We start from the raw sequence: 17,652 nt of genomic DNA on the forward strand, positions 1-17,652 counted from the left end.
TTTAAACGCGTTTTGGCTGGCGTAACGCGCTTTTTTACCACCGTTCAAATACACCAAATTTGCACCAGAGGGTTCCGGCATTGGCTAAAATGAAAGGATGCGCCATGCGGAGTTCTCGCAATGAATGCCTCCTCTTTTCACCCTTTTTTTGTCGCCCTTATTGCCACCCTGGTGTTCGTGTTCCCTGTGCATGCGGTTTCGGATGAGCAAAACCAGCCTCAGCATGAAGAACGAGAGGTGCTCGAAGTCAACATGGACGAGCTGCTGCAACCCTGGGTGGGGGATCTGCCAGGGATGCTTGATCGCCGGGTGATCAGGGTACTGACGACCTACAGCAAGACGTTCTTCTTTATCAACAAGGGAACTCAGCGCGGTGTTACCCATGACATGTTTATGGCGTTTGAACACGAACTCAACGCCAGGCTGCTGAAGGAAGACAAGCTAAAACAACGTCATCTCAAAGTACGCATTCTCTTTGTACCTGTGGCGCGTGACCAACTGTTTGCGGCACTCAATGAAGGACGGGGAGATATCGCCGCCGCAAACCTGACCATTACGCCGGATCGTCAGAAACGTGTGGATTTCACGCTTCCCCTCTATCCCAATGTCAAAGAACTGCTGCTTTCAGGCCCCAACTCTCCAGAGGTAGAGACCCTGGCACAACTCTCGGGCAAGACAGTGTTTGTGCGTCCCTCATCCAGCTATTACGAGAGCCTTAAGGCGCTTAACTCCCGCTTCACAAAAGCATCACTTCCTCCGGTTGTTCTCGAGGAATCCCCGGAATCACTTGAGGATGAAGACCTGATTGAGATGCTCAACGCCGGTCTCATCCCGCTGATTGTCGTCGATCGCCATAAAGCTGAGTTTTGGAAGCAAGTGTTTCCAAAAATTCAGATACACGAAAATATTGTGTTGCGCGACGATGCCAATATCGCGTGGGCAGTACGCAAAAATAGCCCTGAACTTCTCGCGTTGTTGAATGCGTTCGTTAAGGAAAATAGCCAGGGCAGCAAGTTGGGTAACACGATTTTGTTTCGCTACCTGAAGAGCGCAGAGTATGTAAAAAGTGCAGCGGCAGAGAAGGAGCGTCGCAAACTGCTGAGTATGGTGGCGCTATTCAGAAAGTACGGTGAACGCTATGACGTGGACTGGTTGCTGATGGCCGCTCAGGGGTATCAGGAGTCGCGGCTCGACCAGTCAGCTCGCAGCCATGTAGGCGCTATTGGGGTGATGCAGGTGATGCCGCGTACGGGCAAGGAATTGAAAGTAGGTGACATCCGTAAGCTGGATCCCAACATCCATGCGGGGGTGAAATATATGCGCTGGATGATAGACAATTTCTATGGTGATGAACCGATGACCCGCCTTGATAAGGCGCTCTTCGCGTTTGCTTCTTACAACGCGGGGGCGGCCCGTATTGCCCGGTTACGCGCTGAAACGAAGATGCGAGGCTTTGACCCTGATGTCTGGTTTGGCAACGTGGAGTATCTGGCCGCTGAGCAGATCGGTGCGGAAACCGTTACGTATGTGAGTAACATTTATAAGTATTACATCGCTTATCGACTCATCATGGACGAAGTCGCGCGTAAAGAGAAAGACACCAGGGCATCACGCAGTGACGCCGCGATAGAACAGATCAACAAAGCGACTGAGGGGACGAATGAAATGACAGAGAAGGCCGGGAAGGAAGTCCCTGATAAATTGTGATGAAGTGGGGAGGTTGGTCGGAGAGTCAGTACGGTCAAATATTTTCGAAAGCACAAAAGCAAAAACCCGCCTTGTGGGCGGGTTCTTTAGAATAGTGGTGCCCGGACTCGGAATCGAACCAAGGACACGGGGATTTTCAATCCCCTGCTCTACCGACTGAGCTATCCGGGCAACGGGGCGCATTAAACCGTAATCCCCTCGCTTCGTCAACGGCTTTCCTTGAAAAACACCACAAAAGCCTGCTGACTGCGCGCTTTTCACTCAGTGCGCGGCAAATATACCCAAAATCAGGTCAGTGCGCCGCCCTGGCGACATTGGGCAAAACGCAGGATATCTTCGGCGAGGCGGTGAGCCGTTTCCACATCGGCCTGACTACGGTTGACCAGCATTCGGCTGAGGCAACCTTCCAGCACCAGTTCCATCTGCCTGGCGACCATCGCCGGGTCGTCAACTTCCAGTGTCGTCAGGAGTTCATGAGTGAAATCATGTGCTGCCTTTTTTTGTTTATCCGCTAACTGATGGATAGGGTGCGCGGGATCGGGGTAGAACGTACAGGCTGCAATAAACAGACAGCCGGGATAGCGATGATTGCTCACGCATTCGGACAATGCGTTATAGCGAGCCAGCAGTTTCTGCTCGGCGCTCAGTGTTTCATCCAACAGCAGCTGGCGCCGCCAGCTGTCCACCCGCTGGCTGAGGTAACGCAATGCATCGTACAAAATAGCCTCTTTATCGGGCCAGAATCGCTGTAGCTCATCAAGGGGATAATCAATGCGTTCAGCCACCATTTCCATCGTGGTATTGGCTATCCCTTGAACCTCCAGTAATTTCAGGGCTTCTCCCAGGACATCTTCACGTTGCACGGTATTCTCCTTCATCTTTGCTTTTGCAAGTGTCGCTCACGGTTGGCGATCGCGCAAATGTGCGCTAAAGGCCGCGGCATCCATAAAGCCCGTCACCCGTGCTTGCGGGTGCTCTTTACCCTGGGCATCGAAGAACAGGATGGTCGGCAATCCTAAAACCTGTAAATGCTTCAGAAGCGCGACATCTTGTGCATTGTTTGCCGTAACATCCGCCTGCAGAAGCACCGTGTTGCTGAGTGCTTGCTGCACTTGTGGATTGCTGAAGGTGTACTTCTCAAATTCCTTGCAGGCCACGCACCAGTCGGCATACAGATCCAACATTACGGGTCTGCCTTTAGCTTGCGCCAGCGCCTGATTGAGTTCATCCACCGATGCTACCTTCGCGAAATTGAGGTGCGCCTGCGTTTGCGCATGTGGAGAACCGAATGCCCAGTCCTGTAGTGGACGCACGCTCACCAGAGCTGCGGCTAACAGGGCAATCTGAATGATGCGCATCCAGGAACGCTTTGCCTGCAGACTCGTGATAAACGCCCAGCCAAAGAATGCGACGCCTAACAGCGACCACAGGCGAACTCCCCACTCGTCACCGATTATGCGCTCAAGCAAAAATACGGGGAGCGCAAGGATGACAAAACCAAACGCGGTTTTAACGTGTTCCATCCAGGGGCCGCTTTTAGGCAGCAGGCGATTCCCAAAGAGGGTAATCAATATCAGGGGTAATCCCATTCCCAGCGCATACAGATATAAAGTACCGCCGCCGAGCCACAGATTTCCGCTCTGGGCGATATACAACAAAATCGCGCTCAGTGGTGCGGTTGTGCAGGGAGAACAGATCAGACCGGCAATTGCGCCCATCGCAAATACGCTCCCGGGAGAGCCGCCTTGCTGACGGTTACTCATCAGGGTAAGGCGCGTTTGCAGTGATGACGGCAGTTGTAGCGTGAACAGGCCAAACATTGATAAGGCCAGTAACGTAAAGACGCCAGCAAGGCCTGCCAGTACATAAGGATGCTGTAGCGCGGCCTGAAACTGGAGACCGGCAGCCGCAACGACAAGACCCAGTGCCGTGTAGGTGAGCGCCATGCCCTGGACGTAGATAAACGTCAGTAGCAGCGCCCGCCCGGTCGATAAGCGTTGCTTTCCGCCCAGCACGATGCCGGAAATCAGCGGATACATCGGCAGTACGCAAGGCGTAAAGGCGATGCCAATACCGATAAGGAAAGCCCACAGCGCAGAGAATGGCAGCTCGGCGGGTGGTTGTTCTTGTTGTGGTACCGGTGCTACTGGCGTGGTAGGCAGTGATTCCTGACTCGCGACGACGGCACTTAGCGGTACGGTTTTCGTTTCCGGTGGATAGCAAAATCCGGCGTCGGCGCATCCCTGATAAGTGATGGTCAGCGTTGCGCCAGATGCAGCCTCATTTACCGTAATCGGGACGTTTAGCTCCTTACGGTAAATCTCACTCTTGCCGTAAAACTCATCTTCATGCCAGACACCTGGCGGTAGCTTTACTTCGGCAATACTGGCCTGAGAGGGCGTAACGCTTATCTGTTTACGATACAGATAGTAGCCCTCTTTTACCTGCCAGGAGAGGTTCAGGTCGTGCTGGTTTTGTTGAAAATCAAAAACAAACGCCCGATCCGCAGGGACAAACTGCGAGCGGCCAGGCGCGTCAAATAATCCGGCAAAGGTGGATGTGCTGCACAGTAGCAGGATCAGCGTAAGGATGCGTTGAGCCATGAGCGGTAATCAAAGTCTCCGTGAGTGACGGGTAAAACCAGAAGTTCAGGGGTTTGATACGGGTGATGAGACTTCAGGCAATCGAGAAGGGCTTGCTGGTGCGTGACAGCGGTTTTTAAAATCATCTGGACTTCATATTCCTGCTCCAGCTTGCCTTCCCAATAGTAGAGAGAGGTTGCGCCGGGCAGCAGTGTTACGCAGGCAGCCAGTTTTTCCGCCAGCACTTTAGCGGCCAGATCCTGGGCGGTTGCTTCGTCCGGGGCGGTACAGATCACCACAACGGTCTCGGGGATGGAGATATCCTGACTCTTTACATCAAGCATAAACACCTCGAAAGAACAGAGTAACCAGCAAGAGAGTGGTCACTATACAACGGACGCGGGAAGGATGTTAGTTAAAGCGAGGAGTAGGAGAGGAACAGCAGGGCGCATAAACGCCCTGCTGGTAAAACTTTTACAGCATGAAGCCGCCCAGCAAGAAGCCGAAGCAGACAGCCAGAACCACACCCAGAGTACCCGGGATGAAGAACGGATGGTTGAAGACGAATTTACCGATGCGAGTTGTACCGGTGTCATCCATCTGAACCGCCGCAACCAGAGTTGGGTAGGTTGGCAGAATAAACAGGCCAGAAACGGCAGCGAAAGAAGCAACAGCCGTCAGCGGAGAAACGTTCAGTGCCAGAGCCATCGGCATCAGCGCTTTAGCAGTAGCTGCCTGAGAGTAAAGCAGTGCAGAAGCAAAGAAGAAGATGACAGCCAGCAGCCATGGGTGACCCTGAATGACGCTACCTGCAGTATCTTTGATCCAATCAATATTGTGAGAAACGAAAGTATCACCCAGCCATGCAACACCCAGGATACAGATACAGGCGCTCATACCTGCTTTGAAGGTGCTGGAGTTCAGGATGGAGTCAGTTTCAACGCGGCAGATGATCGTGGTCAGCGTCGCGATGCTCAGCATGATGATCAGGATGGCGTTGGTGGTGTTCATCAGCGGTTTAGCGACCAGGCCGAGGCTTGGGCTGTTAATGATGGCGTAAGCCACCACGCAAACTACGCCCAGCAGGAACAGCCAAACGGAGGTTTTCGCGCCAGCTTTGATTTCAACCTGTTTTTCGCCACGCAGTTCAACCAAACCTTCTTCCAGACGTTTACGGTAAACCGGATCGTCAGACAGTTTAGAGTTGAACAGTGCAGTCACCAGGAAGGACATGACCAGTACTGCCAGCAGGGTGGACGGAATGACCACGGACAGCAGGTGAATATAGCTGATGCCATGACCTTCCATGACGGAAGACATGTAAACAACAGCTGCAGAGATTGGCGATGCAGTAATCGCAATCTGTGCTGAAACCACCGCAGTAGACAGAGGACGGCAAGGTTTGATGCCTTGTTCCTTCGCCACTTCAGCGATAACCGGCAGCGTAGCCAGAGAGATGTTACCTGTACCTGCAAAGATGGTCAGGAAATAGGTCACGATAGGAGCGAGGATCGTGATGTATTTCGGGTTTTTACGCAGCAGTTTTTCAGTTTGGTGAACCAGATAGTCCAGACCACCTGCAATCTGCATAGCGGAAATGGCAGCGATAACCGCCATGATAATGGAAATAACATCGAACGGAATATTACCCGGTTTTACACCGATAGCGGCGAGAACCAGAACACCCAGCCCACCTGCAAATCCAATGCCGATACCCCCAAGTCTGGCACCCAAAAAGATTGCCAGCAAAACGATGATAAGTTCTACAACTATCATATTAGCCTTCCTTGTTCTTTAACAAGTTGATATTAAATTGTTGTTTTAAAGTAACTTCGAGCAAGAAAAAAGGCACGTCATCATGACGTGCCTTCTCTGGTACTACCCTACACGATTACTGTTCGCTTTCATCAGTATAACGTTTTGCTTTATAAGCAGGGTGCATCAGGTTCTGTGCAGAGAAGATATCGTCCAGTTCAGACTCGGTCAACAGACCGCGCTCCAGGACAACTTCACGTACGCTCTTACCGGTTTCAGCACAAATCTTACCGACGATATCACCGTTGTGGTGACCAATGAACGGGTTCAGGTAAGTGACGATACCGATGGAGTTGAATACGAACGCTTCACACACTTCTTTGTTAGCAGTGATGCCGCTTACGCATTTTTCCAGCAGGTTGTAGCAAGCATTGCTCAGAATGTGGATAGATTCGAACATTGCCTGGCCGATTACCGGTTCCATTACGTTCAGCTGCAGCTGACCTGCTTCAGACGCCATGGTGACGGTGATGTCGTTACCGATGACTTTGAAGCACACCTGGTTTACGACTTCCGGGATAACCGGGTTAACTTTTGCTGGCATGATGGAAGAACCCGCCTGCAGTTCCGGCAGGTTGATCTCGTTCAGACCGGCACGTGGGCCAGAGGAGAGCAAACGCAGGTCGTTACAGATTTTGGACATTTTCACAGCCAGACGTTTCAGTGCACCGTGCACCATAACGTATGCGCCGCAGTCAGAGGTCGCTTCAATCAGGTCTTCAGCCGGTACACAGGCAAAACCGGTAACTTCAGCCAGTTTTTGCACTGCCAGCGGAGAGTATTCTTTTGGTGTGTTCAGACCGGTACCGATAGCTGTTGCGCCGAGGTTAACTTCCAGCAGCAGTTCAGCGGTACGGCCAATGTTTTTCACTTCTTCTTTCAACAGTACGCTGAAAGCACGGAATTCCTGACCGAGGGTCATCGGTACAGCATCCTGCAGCTGGGTACGACCCATTTTCAGGATGTCCTGGAATTCAACCGCTTTCTGCTCGAAGCCTTCGCGCAGCTGGTTCAGAGCATCAATCAGTTTAATGATAGATGCGTACACAGCGATACGGAAACCAGTCGGGTAAGCGTCGTTGGTGGACTGACATTTGTTGACGTGGTCGTTCGGGTTCAGGTACTGATATTCACCTTTCTGGTGACCCATCAGTTCCAGACCGATATTGGCCAGCACTTCGTTGGTATTCATGTTGACGGAGGTACCTGCACCGCCCTGGTATACGTCTACCGGGAACTGATCCATGCATTTTCCGTTATTCAGGACTTCATCACACGCCGCGATGATGGCATTTGCCACACTCTTAGGAATGGTTTGCAGCTCTTTGTTGGCCAGGGCCGCTGCCTTTTTCACCATTACCATACCGCGAACAAATTCAGGAATATCACTGATTTTGTTGTTGCTAATGTAGAAGTTTTCAATCGCTCTCAGAGTGTGAACACCGTAGTAGGCGTCCGCTGGAACTTCCCTGGTACCCAACAAATCTTCTTCGATACGAATGTTGTTTAACATGTGAACCTTCTTTTTCAAGCTGCCAATGATTTTACTTAACACACAGGATATATGTGATTTCGATTGTTTTCCGACCGACGATTATCCCCTGCATCGGTCTGATACCCGAGATCATATGCTGGTTCAGGATTTCTACCGTAATCTGGATCACTTAAAACGTGGAATTTACCCCTTATTTATTATTCTGTGAAATAGATCACTACTTTAGGATTAATACCAAATATCAGTGTACAACCAGCTTGAAATTTTGCTAATTGCCTCAACATCAGAGTGATGCAGGTCACACATTTTTTGAACAGGCGTTGCGAAAACGGCTGTTTTCAACAGGAGAGCCCTTTGCGCTGGATACCATTACTTGCCATTTTTCTCTATGTATACATTGAGATATCTATCTTTATCCAGGTTGCCCATGTGCTTGGCGTCCTGATGACTCTGATTCTGGTGATCTTTACGTCGGTCATCGGGATGTCTCTGGTACGCAACCAGGGATTTAAGAATTTTTTGTTGATGCAACAGAAAATGGCGGCAGGTGAAAGCCCTGCGGCTGAGATGATTAAGAGCGTGTCGCTGATCATCGCCGGTTTGTTGCTGGTGCTGCCCGGCTTCTTCACTGATTTCCTTGGCCTTCTTCTTTTATTACCTCCGGTGCAGAAGCACCTGACGATGAAACTGCTGCCGCATCTGCGTTTTTCGCGTATGCCGGGCGGTGGTTTTAGTGCCGGAACCGGTGGCGGCGATACGTTTGACGGTGAGTTCCAGCGTAAAGACGATGATCGTAACCGCCTCGATCATAAGGATGACGATCGCCGCGACTAATGACTTTGTCGATTTTAAGGCCCGGTAAGCCATCGCGTTACTGGGCACTTTCGCCACATAGCGCTAACGCTTACCGGCCGACATAGGGTTTTCAGCCATTTTTCGTTTCGGTAAAAACATCCATAACCCTGCCAGCATCATCAACGCATACAGGCTCTTCCAGCCAACCATCGCCAGCAACAACAGACACAGTACGCCGCCGACAACGGCTAGCGCGCGATAACGCCCTTTCAGCAGACGACACCCGGCCAGCATGCACAGCAGATAGATCATAATAAAGATGCCGTTGGCATAGACGATGAGCGCATCAAGATTGATTTCTAAAGCATAGATACACAGCGTGCTCACCACGCAGCAGCCCAACACAGCGTTTAACGCGTTACGCGGGATATGGCGTGAGGAGAGTTGAGCCAGGTAATGCCCCGGGTTGTGTTGCGCTTGAGACCACACCAGCCGCGCAAAACTCTGTATATAGATGTTGAGACTGGCAAAACAGGCCAGATAACCGATCACACAGGCCACCCACAGCGCCTGAACGCCGAACAGTTTCACCACAATCTCGGGCAGTGAGGCCGCCGCGGCCATCGTTTCGCCGTAGGCCTCAAAATGCAATACGACGACCGTACATGCCCAGTAGACGGACCCTGCCAGCAACAGGCCGATCATCAGCGCGCGCGGGAAATCGCGCTTCGGGTTTTTGAATTCGGACGCCAGGTGCGCAAACGCTTCAAGGCCGACGAAACACCAGAACATCACCGACAGTGCTGCGAACAAACCCGGAAGTTCAATATCGTGCACGGCAGGGAAAGGGATTTCGCCAGGCTTCAGCTTGCCCGCCCACCAGATGGCGACAATCAAGGCAACAATCAGCCCGGCAATCACTGTTTGCAGGTTAGCGCTGGAGCTGGCGCCGCGGGAGCCAATGTACCAAACCAATACCAGCGTACCGAATTCTGCCAGCAACAGTTGCCAGCCATGCCAGCCAAACATGGCCTGACCAAATCCTGCGGCAATGTGTAATGCTGCGGGCAGCCCCACGGGAATGACGGATAAAAATAGCCATCCGGTGACGCGCTCAAGACGTGAGCCAAAGGCCATCCCGACAAAATGTGCCACGCCTCCCGCACTGGGGAAATGGCGACCAAGCACAGCAAAAACAATCGCGACGGGGAAGACTAAAACAATCAGTGCCGGCCATGCCCACAGGCTATTATTGCCCGCGACAAGCGCGGCCAGTGCGGGGACGGCGAAAACACCTGTCCCGAGTAATGATGTCGATAACAGGCCAACGCCCTGAGCCAGCCCCAGTTCTTGTTTCAGTCCACTCATGAGTCGTTATCCGGTTACACCCGATAGTCAGGCAACTGCGCAGATTTTCGATGTTATCACAATCGGATTTGCTTATGACGACGTGACTGAAATCGTTATGAAATGTGAGGCGCGTCGGTGTTTTGGCGGGATTTTCTCCTGAGAAAAAATTTTTTTCGCTTGCCCCCTTGAAGGCACAAATCCCCATCCCCATCTCTCTGGTCACTAGCCGGGAAACCGTTTACGGGCCGGCGTCACCCATAACTGATAAAGACTTTCTCAAAGGAGAGCTATCAATGAGTATTCGTCCGTTACATGATCGCGTGATCGTTAAACGTAAAGAAGTTGAATCCAAATCTGCTGGCGGCATCGTACTGACCGGTTCTGCAGCGGGTAAATCAACTCGTGGCGAAATCATCGCTGTCGGTAAGGGTCGCATCCTGGACAACGGTACCGTACAGCCGCTGGACGTGAAAGTCGGCGATATCGTTATTTTCAACGATGGCTACGGTGTTAAATCTGAGAAGATCGACAATGAAGACGTGTTGATCATGTCTGAAAGCGACATTCTGGCGATTGTTGAAGCGTAATCCGCGAACGACACTGAACATACGAATTTAAGGGAAAGAGAAAATGGCAGCTAAAGACGTAAAATTCGGTAACGACGCTCGTGTGAAAATGCTGCGCGGCGTGAACGTACTGGCAGATGCAGTGAAAGTTACCCTCGGTCCGAAAGGCCGTAACGTAGTTCTGGATAAATCTTTCGGTGCACCGACCATCACCAAAGATGGTGTTTCCGTAGCACGTGAAATCGAACTGGAAGACAAGTTCGAAAACATGGGCGCACAGATGGTGAAAGAAGTTGCCTCTAAAGCGAACGACGCTGCAGGCGACGGTACCACCACCGCGACCGTTCTGGCTCAGTCCATCATCACTGAAGGTCTGAAAGCCGTTGCTGCGGGCATGAACCCGATGGATCTGAAACGTGGTATCGACAAAGCTGTTGCTGCTGCGGTTGAAGAACTGAAAGCACTGTCTGTACCTTGCTCCGACTCTAAAGCGATTGCTCAGGTTGGTACCATCTCTGCTAACTCCGACGAAACCGTAGGTAAACTGATCGCAGAAGCGATGGATAAAGTCGGTAAAGAAGGCGTGATCACCGTTGAAGACGGTACCGGTCTGCAGGACGAACTGGACGTGGTTGAAGGTATGCAGTTCGACCGTGGCTACCTGTCTCCTTACTTCATCAACAAGCCGGAAACTGGCGCAGTAGAACTGGAAAGCCCGTTCATCCTGCTGGCTGATAAGAAAATCTCCAACATCCGTGAAATGCTGCCGGTTCTGGAAGCCGTTGCTAAAGCAGGCAAACCGCTGCTGATCATCGCTGAAGATGTTGAAGGCGAAGCGCTGGCGACCCTGGTGGTTAACACCATGCGTGGCATCGTTAAAGTGGCTGCGGTGAAAGCTCCGGGCTTCGGCGACCGTCGTAAAGCTATGCTGCAGGACATCGCGACACTGACTGGCGGTACCGTTATCTCTGAAGAGATCGGTATGGAGCTGGAAAAAGCGACCCTGGAAGACCTGGGTCAGGCTAAACGCGTTGTGATCAACAAAGACACCACCACCATCATCGATGGCGTGGGTGAAGAAGCGGCAATTCAGGGTCGTGTGACTCAGATTCGTCAGCAGATCGAAGAAGCAACTTCCGACTACGACCGTGAAAAACTGCAGGAGCGCGTAGCGAAACTGGCAGGCGGTGTTGCGGTTATCAAAGTGGGTGCTGCGACTGAAGTTGAAATGAAAGAGAAGAAAGCACGCGTTGAAGATGCCCTGCACGCGACCCGTGCTGCGGTAGAAGAAGGCGTGGTTGCTGGTGGTGGTGTAGCGCTGATTCGCGTTGCGTCTAAACTGAGCGATCTGCGTGGTCAGAACGAAGACCAGAACGTGGGTATCAAAGTTGCACTGCGCGCAATGGAAGCTCCGCTGCGTCAGATCGTCCTGAACTGCGGTGAAGAGCCATCTGTTGTGGCTAACACTGTGAAAGCAGGTGACGGTAACTACGGTTACAACGCTGCAACTGAAGAATACGGCAACATGATCGACATGGGTATCCTGGATCCGACCAAAGTAACCCGTTCTGCTCTGCAGTACGCGGCTTCTGTTGCGGGTCTGATGATCACCACCGAGTGCATGGTTACCGACCTGCCGAAAGGCGACGCTCCTGACTTAGGTGCTGCTGGTGGTATGGGCGGTATGGGTGGAATGGGCGGCATGATGTAATCATGTTGTTCTGAACCTCTCAGAATTGAAAACCCCCAGGCAGAAATGTCTGGGGGTTTTTCTTTTGGTCATCTTTTTAGTATATGATTCAGCTACGGACAAAAGGTCCAGCTCATTGATTATGGGGAATAACATGCACGTGAAATATTTAGCAGGGATCGTTGGTGCCGCGCTACTGATGGCGGGTTGTAGCTCCAGCAACGAACTGAGTTCAGCCGGGCAGAGCGTACGCTTTGTAGAAGAGAAGCCAGGCGCTGAGTGCCAACTGATTGGTACTGCAACGGGTAAGCAGAGCAACTGGCTTTCTGGTCAGCATGGTGAAGAGGGCGGTTCTATGCGCGGTGCGGCGAACGATCTGCGTAACCAGGCTGCAGCGATGGGCGGTAACGTGATTTATGGCGTCAGCAGCCCGTCGCAGGGGATGCTGTCCAGCTTTGTCCCAACGGCCAGTGAGATGAACGGCCAGGTTTATAAGTGCCCGAACTGAGTGCACTTCATCATTCAACCTGCCTTTCCGTTGGCTGTGCGGTGAAACCCCCAGTCACGTAGTCCTCTATGCTCCTGGGGATTGATGAGAGACGTCTCAGTCTCTCATTCGTTCCTGACGACGGTATGCCTCATTTGCCACCGCGATGCAGATTGAATGAGCGAGTGTCCAGCACTGCGCTAACCACATCAGGCATTCTTAGCTTTCTTCATGGACTGAACGCGTAAATGATGTAATGCGCGCAGGCACTGTTCCTGGGTGAGCTTCTGCGTTTTATCGTCCGTTAACGTTCTGACAAATACCTGGCACGGTGCGCCGACCAGCTTTTTCAGTCTGGGGCTGAAGTCGAGCAATCGACGTGAAATCGCCTTCACCTCTTTACTGCCTGAAGGTGTGCGGGTTTTCACTACGGAACCACAAAACTGAGTGTTGCCCGTTTCATCCTCGTAGCGATAAAGCACGGCCAGATAATGATTAAATAAATGCTGTTTCCACTCGGGTTGCTCGTAGGAATCATATTCCAGATTGTCGTTTTTCTGGCAATCCACATCGTACAGAGGCAAAAAATCCAGCAGTGACGTAATACGTAGCGCTAATTCACGCATGCCTGCATTGTTGATGGCATGAATTATTGCATGTGTCAGAACATTAATTTGCAATTCATTAATCAATAACTCGCATGTTTGTCCATCATGTAATGTCAGAGATAGCGTTAAGTGCTCGCCTTTATCATTGATAAGTATGAGTGAATTGATGCGACGGTTAATATCTGCGTTTTTTAACTCACCTTCCTGAATTAAGGGGATGTTCTCGTGCATTTTCTTACTGGCCCTGGCACAGGCTTTTTCATAGTGCTGACGTTCATCGTCGCGAAGCAGAGATTTCGCATATAGCCTGCTCTCCAGTGCGATAAACAGGTCTCGCAAACCCAGCGGAGACAGGAAAAAAAGTGATTCTTTGTTACCCGTTTCTTTTATCTTTAAGGCCAGTGCAATAAATTCATTTTTCTGGCGAATAACACCTGTATTAATTCCCTTAATACTAATAGGCATCACGGTTCTCCCTAACCATATATTAATTAGAATGATAATTTTGGATTGTGCCATATATTTTAAAAATGCACATTTATAAGCGCTTGTTAAAATAGCATAGATTAAAAGTGAGGCTCTACCCGAATGGAATTAAATCATAAAATTTAGCAATGGGTGTCCGATTTCGGACACCCATTACGTGTTATTGTTGACGTAATTGTAAATCCAGCGGTGTTTTACTTGGCTCTCCGCCGATCTCACGTGCCAGTTTGGGCACCATATAACCTGAAACCAGCGTTAATAACTCACGCATGATTTGACGTGCTTCGTCGTCGCTGACCATAAAGTGGGCGGCTCCCTGCACTTTATCCAGCACATGCAGGTAATAAGGCATCACTCCCGCATCAAACAATGCATTGCTGAGAGCAGCCAGCGTTTGCGCATTATCGTTGACACCACGCAGCAACACGCTTTGGTTGAGTAGCGTGACGCCTGCTTTACGCAGCGTTGCCATCGCCTGACGAAATGTCTCATCGATTTCGTTGGCGTGATTAATATGGTTCACCAGCAAAACTTGCAGGCGCGATTGCTCGAAGCGGGTTGTCAGCCCATCCGTAATACGTGCAGGAATCACAATCGGCAGGCGACTGTGAATTCGCAGACGTTTGATATGCGGGATGGCTTCCAGTTGTGTGAGTAACCACGCCAGCTCATGATCCTTGGCCATTAACGGATCGCCACCGGAGAAGATGATCTCATCAAGTTCAGGATGCGCAGCGATGTAATCTAACGCGACCTGCCAGTTGCGTTTATTCCCTTGATTTTCTGCATAAGGGAAATGGCGGCGGAAACAGTAGCGGCAGTTTACCGCGCATCCACCTTTTACCAACAGTAACGCCCGATTACGGTATTTATGCAGCAATCCCGGCACAACGCTGTGTTGTTCTTCCAGCGGGTCGGTAGAGAATCCGGGCGCGGCGACAAATTCATCCTGTGAGGTAAGAACCTGACGCAACAGAGGATCGTTAGGGTTGCCTTTTTCCATACGCGCGATAAATGAGCGCGGCACGCGGAGGGCAAAAAGACGTTTTGCCTCGCGCCCTGCGAGCAAATTTTCATCAGCGTCTATATTCAAAAGACGTAATAGTTCATCCGGATCGGTGAGAACATCGGCAAGTTGTACTAACCAATCTTCTCTGGATGGGGTGTTTAGGGTTACAATATGCGCCATTTTGTGGCTTAGCTACCAGTTAACAATTTCAGAGGGCCTTATGGCAACTTACTATAGCAACGATTTTCGCGCCGGTCTTAAAATCATGATGGACGGCGAACCTTATGCGGTTGAAGCCAGTGAATTCGTTAAACCGGGCAAAGGCCAGGCTTTCGCGCGCGTTAAGCTGCGTCGTCTGCTGACCGGTACTCGTGTAGAGAAAACCTTCAAGTCCACCGACTCTGCAGAAGGCGCAGATGTTGTCGATATGAACCTGACTTACCTGTACAACGATGGTGAGTTCTACCATTTCATGAACAACTCCACTTTCGAACAGCTTGCAGCTGACGCGAAAGCAGTCGGTGATAGCGCTAAATGGCTGCTGGACCAGGCTGAGTGCATCGTGACCCTGTGGAATGGTCAGCCGATCTCCGTGACTCCGCCGAACTTCGTTGAGCTGGAAATCGTTGAAACTGATCCAGGTCTGAAAGGCGACACCGCAGGTACTGGCGGCAAGCCGGCAACGCTTTCCACTGGCGCAGTAGTTAAAGTTCCGCTGTTCGTACAGATTGGCGAAGTGATTAAAGTGGATACGCGTTCAGGCGAATACGTTTCCCGCGTTAAGTAATACACTTCATCCTTCATGCTGCTTCTTTGCAGGCCTTTTTGACTGGTCGCTTCGACGCAGCATGAATGATTTTGAATTTTTGATGATGAGTGCAGATCACTGCACCCGACTTTTTCCAGGGCAGGAATGATGAAACGTCTTCTCGGTCTTGTAATGGTAATCTTTTTCTCCAGCACGCTTCTGACGGGCTGTAATACCGCTCGCGGCTTCGGCGAAGATATCAAACACCTTGGTAGTTCAATCTCTCACGCAGCCAGCTAATCTTCTCATATTGTCTTAAAAACGCGCGTTTATCCGTCATCCTTCCGGATCTTGTCTATCATTAAGTAGCTATACACAAACAATATTGGCTAGAAAAGGAAGACGTTATGGTTAAGAAGACAATTGCTGCGATCTTTTCTGTGTTGGTACTTTCTTCCGTATTAACCGCGTGTAATACCACGCGAGGCGTCGGGCAGGATATTTCTGAAGGCGGTAGTGCCATTTCTGGCGCAGCGACAAAAGCTCAGCAATAACCCTGAACGGTACGGCGCCATGTCGTACCGTTAATTCTTGTTTTCCGGTAGTGACAGAAATGGTGAGAATCGGTTGCCTAAATGCAGTTTCATCCGGATATTCCGTTTATAGGTGTAGGCCGTTTTGCTATGAATACCGAGTGCAGCGGCTATTGCCTTGTTTCCCATACCATCCATCCACAGTGACAGTACTTTCTCCTCTTGCGGCGTGAGCAGCGGCGTGACACTTTTTTGTGTATCCAGTGTGGCGCGAATGCGCAGCGCATCCTGAATGATGTCCGAGAGTTCGTTTAGCGCAGTGCGTTTGGATAATACCGAATGGACTGTGTACTGGCGGTCGTAGGCGGGTATATGCTCGCGCTCTCCTGATTGCAGCAGAATCAGGGGGATGGTGTTACAACTCATAAAAAAAGGGGCGATGGGTGTGCTGGCGCGAGGATCGCTGAGAAAACTGTATAAGTCCGCGATAACCAGATGGGGTTTCCACTGCAAAATATGCTCTTTTGCCAGCAGGAGATTATTCATTCCTGATACCAGAAATGAAGCGTTGAACGTCCCGGAATGATTGAGCAAAGCCTCTATTCCTGTGCGGGTAAAGTGGCATCGATCAATCACTAAAATTTTAAGCATAAACCTGTCGCATTCAGAAGAGGGGCAAACGGCTTCCTGACTTCAGAAAGCACTTCATCATAGATAAATCTAATGTGAGCCAAATGCGGGAACTACGCTGCTAATTGCGCTTAATTCTTGCTTTAAGTAGACAGCTAATAAAAAGGTTGAAATTGATTTTCTGCAGGGTAAAAATGCTTTTTCACACATTGCTTTGCAGGACGACCTGCAAACGCTTCTTTCATCGGGGACGGCCCCACTATTCTGGAGCCTGACATGTCCTGGATTGTTTTACTGATTGCTGGTCTGCTCGAAGTTGTATGGGCCATTGGCCTGAAATATACCCACGGTTTTACCCGCCTGATGCCGAGCATCATCACCGTTGTGGCAATGGTTGCCAGCGTCGCCATGCTCTCCTGGTCGATGAAATCACTACCGGTTGGGACGGCCTACGCGGTCTGGACCGGCATTGGCGCTGTTGGTGCGGCCATCACCGGTATCGTGCTACTGGGGGAATCAGCCAGCCCGGCACGTCTGCTGAGCCTGGGGCTGATTGTTGCCGGCATTATTGGTCTGAAGCTCAGCACCCATTAAGCGCCAGGCTGTTTTACCCAAATCAGTTTGTTCACTTCGAAACCTTGTCGGGTCGCGATTGCCAGCATCTGCTGTTTCATTTCATCTGAAATCGTCGGTGTCCGTGAAAGTATCCACAGATAGTCACGATCCGGGCCGCAGACCAGCGCATGGCGATAATCTCGATCGAGCGCAATCACGTTATACCCGCCATAGAAGGGGCCGAAGAACGAGACTTTTAGCGCGGCCCGTGAAGGATCACCCGTAAAATAGGCTTTGCCTTCCGTTTTTTGCCACATGCTTCTGTCCGGGTTGTAACCTTTGTTGATCACGTTGATACCACCGTCATCGCGCATGCTGTAAGTCGCGGTGACTTTGTCCAGCCCTTGTTCAAAGCGATGGTCGAAGCGCGCGATTTCATACCAGGTTCCGAGGTAGCGTTTCGCATCAAAGTTATTTACAACGGTAACTCCTTTGGGCGGCGTGGGAGAGCTGCAAGCGACAACCAGAAACGCAGCCGTAACGGCAGCAACGACGGGCAGCAAGCGCATAGGTATTTCCTTAGAGGTTTTTCCTAA

19 protein-coding genes and 1 tRNA gene are annotated in these 17,652 nt (G+C 50.9%); 9 read left to right on the plus strand and 11 right to left on the minus strand.

Features of this window, described 5'->3' with window-relative positions; all coding sequences use genetic code 11:
• The first annotated feature begins 120 nt into the window (after positions 1 to 120).
• The gene (locus tag N7268_RS07305; protein ID WP_260862305.1) at positions 121 to 1,707 is read left to right on the plus strand and encodes a lytic transglycosylase F; all 1,587 of its coding nucleotides are present in this window, start codon (positions 121 to 123) and stop codon (positions 1,705 to 1,707) included.
• A gap of 95 nt (positions 1,708 to 1,802) precedes the next feature.
• Here the strand turns inward: N7268_RS07305 and N7268_RS07310 are convergent.
• The 6 genes from N7268_RS07310 to aspA form a co-directional block, all read right to left on the minus strand.
• Positions 1,803 to 1,878, minus strand: a tRNA-Phe gene (locus tag N7268_RS07310).
• Positions 1,879 to 1,994: 116 nt separating this feature from the next.
• Positions 1,995 to 2,570 carry a transcriptional regulator gene (locus N7268_RS07315; protein ID WP_260862306.1) on the minus strand — a complete coding sequence of 192 codons (576 nt, stop codon included), beginning with the start codon at positions 2,568 to 2,570 and terminating at the stop codon, positions 1,995 to 1,997.
• A gap of 36 nt (positions 2,571 to 2,606) precedes the next feature.
• On the minus strand, positions 2,607 to 4,310 hold the full coding sequence (locus tag N7268_RS07320) for a protein-disulfide reductase DsbD (protein WP_260862307.1): 1,704 nt from the start codon (positions 4,308 to 4,310) through the stop codon (positions 2,607 to 2,609).
• On the minus strand, positions 4,286 to 4,633 hold the full coding sequence (cutA, locus tag N7268_RS07325) for a divalent cation tolerance protein CutA (protein ID WP_198906787.1): 348 nt from the start codon (positions 4,631 to 4,633) through the stop codon (positions 4,286 to 4,288). Before cutA ends, N7268_RS07320 begins: the two co-directional genes overlap by 25 nt.
• A gap of 130 nt (positions 4,634 to 4,763) precedes the next feature.
• A complete protein-coding gene (gene dcuA / locus N7268_RS07330) occupies positions 4,764 to 6,065 on the minus strand; it encodes an anaerobic C4-dicarboxylate transporter DcuA (RefSeq protein ID WP_260862308.1) in 1,302 nt (433 codons plus the stop codon).
• 115 nt (positions 6,066 to 6,180) lie between these two features.
• Positions 6,181 to 7,617, minus strand: a complete 1,437-nt coding sequence (gene aspA, locus N7268_RS07335) for an aspartate ammonia-lyase (protein WP_260862310.1) — start codon at positions 7,615 to 7,617, stop codon at positions 6,181 to 6,183.
• A gap of 336 nt (positions 7,618 to 7,953) precedes the next feature.
• Between aspA and N7268_RS07340 the strand changes: the two genes are divergently transcribed.
• On the plus strand, positions 7,954 to 8,433 hold the full coding sequence (locus N7268_RS07340) for an FxsA family protein (protein WP_005120978.1): 480 nt from the start codon (positions 7,954 to 7,956) through the stop codon (positions 8,431 to 8,433).
• Positions 8,434 to 8,496: 63 nt separating this feature from the next.
• Here the strand turns inward: N7268_RS07340 and yjeH are convergent, their stop codons facing one another.
• Positions 8,497 to 9,762 carry an L-methionine/branched-chain amino acid transporter gene (gene yjeH, locus N7268_RS07345; RefSeq protein ID WP_260862311.1) on the minus strand — a complete coding sequence of 422 codons (1,266 nt, stop codon included), beginning with the start codon at positions 9,760 to 9,762 and terminating at the stop codon, positions 8,497 to 8,499.
• 275 nt (positions 9,763 to 10,037) lie between these two features.
• Between yjeH and N7268_RS07350 the strand changes: the two genes are divergently transcribed.
• From N7268_RS07350 to N7268_RS07360, 3 genes are all read left to right on the plus strand, one after another.
• A complete protein-coding gene (locus tag N7268_RS07350; protein ID WP_198906783.1) occupies positions 10,038 to 10,331 on the plus strand; it encodes a co-chaperone GroES in 294 nt (97 codons plus the stop codon).
• Between the two features lie 43 nt (positions 10,332 to 10,374).
• A complete protein-coding gene (gene groL, locus N7268_RS07355) occupies positions 10,375 to 12,021 on the plus strand; it encodes a chaperonin GroEL (RefSeq protein ID WP_260862312.1) in 1,647 nt (548 codons plus the stop codon).
• Between the two features lie 133 nt (positions 12,022 to 12,154).
• Positions 12,155 to 12,508 carry a DUF4156 domain-containing protein gene (locus N7268_RS07360; protein WP_198906781.1) on the plus strand — a complete coding sequence of 118 codons (354 nt, stop codon included), beginning with the start codon at positions 12,155 to 12,157 and terminating at the stop codon, positions 12,506 to 12,508.
• Between the two features lie 188 nt (positions 12,509 to 12,696).
• Here N7268_RS07360 and yjeJ read toward each other — a convergent pair whose 3' ends face one another.
• Complete coding sequence (gene yjeJ, locus N7268_RS07365; RefSeq protein WP_260862313.1) at positions 12,697 to 13,560, minus strand: YjeJ family protein; 864 nt, start codon at positions 13,558 to 13,560, stop codon at positions 12,697 to 12,699.
• A gap of 181 nt (positions 13,561 to 13,741) precedes the next feature.
• Positions 13,742 to 14,770, minus strand: a complete 1,029-nt coding sequence (gene epmB, locus N7268_RS07370; protein ID WP_260862315.1) for an EF-P beta-lysylation protein EpmB — start codon at positions 14,768 to 14,770, stop codon at positions 13,742 to 13,744.
• Positions 14,771 to 14,810: 40 nt separating this feature from the next.
• On the opposite strand from epmB, the gene efp reads away from it, so the two are divergent.
• From efp to ecnB, 3 genes are all read left to right on the plus strand, one after another.
• Positions 14,811 to 15,377, plus strand: coding sequence for an elongation factor P (gene efp, locus N7268_RS07375; protein WP_096758605.1), 567 nt, complete (start codon positions 14,811 to 14,813; stop codon positions 15,375 to 15,377).
• Positions 15,378 to 15,503: 126 nt separating this feature from the next.
• Entirely contained in the window at positions 15,504 to 15,638 is a 135-nt protein-coding gene (locus tag N7268_RS07380) for an entericidin A/B family lipoprotein (protein WP_260862316.1), read from the plus strand.
• A 107-nt stretch (positions 15,639 to 15,745) separates the two neighbouring features.
• Positions 15,746 to 15,892 (plus strand): lipoprotein toxin entericidin B, encoded by a 147-nt coding sequence (ecnB, locus tag N7268_RS07385; RefSeq protein WP_003025482.1) that lies wholly within the window; start codon positions 15,746 to 15,748, stop codon positions 15,890 to 15,892.
• Positions 15,893 to 15,922: 30 nt separating this feature from the next.
• On the opposite strand, the gene N7268_RS07390 is transcribed toward ecnB, so the two are convergent.
• A complete protein-coding gene (locus tag N7268_RS07390) occupies positions 15,923 to 16,522 on the minus strand; it encodes a LuxR C-terminal-related transcriptional regulator (RefSeq protein ID WP_260862317.1) in 600 nt (199 codons plus the stop codon).
• Positions 16,523 to 16,777: 255 nt separating this feature from the next.
• Between N7268_RS07390 and sugE the strand changes: the two genes are divergently transcribed.
• A complete protein-coding gene (gene sugE / locus N7268_RS07395; protein WP_198906776.1) occupies positions 16,778 to 17,095 on the plus strand; it encodes a quaternary ammonium compound efflux SMR transporter SugE in 318 nt (105 codons plus the stop codon).
• Here sugE and N7268_RS07400 read toward each other — a convergent pair.
• A complete protein-coding gene (locus N7268_RS07400) occupies positions 17,092 to 17,625 on the minus strand; it encodes a lipocalin family protein (RefSeq protein ID WP_260862319.1) in 534 nt (177 codons plus the stop codon). The two genes, sugE and N7268_RS07400, sit on opposite strands and share 4 nt — an antisense overlap.
• Positions 17,626 to 17,652 lie beyond the last annotated feature (27 nt).

The organism is Citrobacter sp. Marseille-Q6884 (assembly GCF_945906775.1).
Lineage (GTDB): Bacteria > Pseudomonadota > Gammaproteobacteria > Enterobacterales > Enterobacteriaceae > Citrobacter.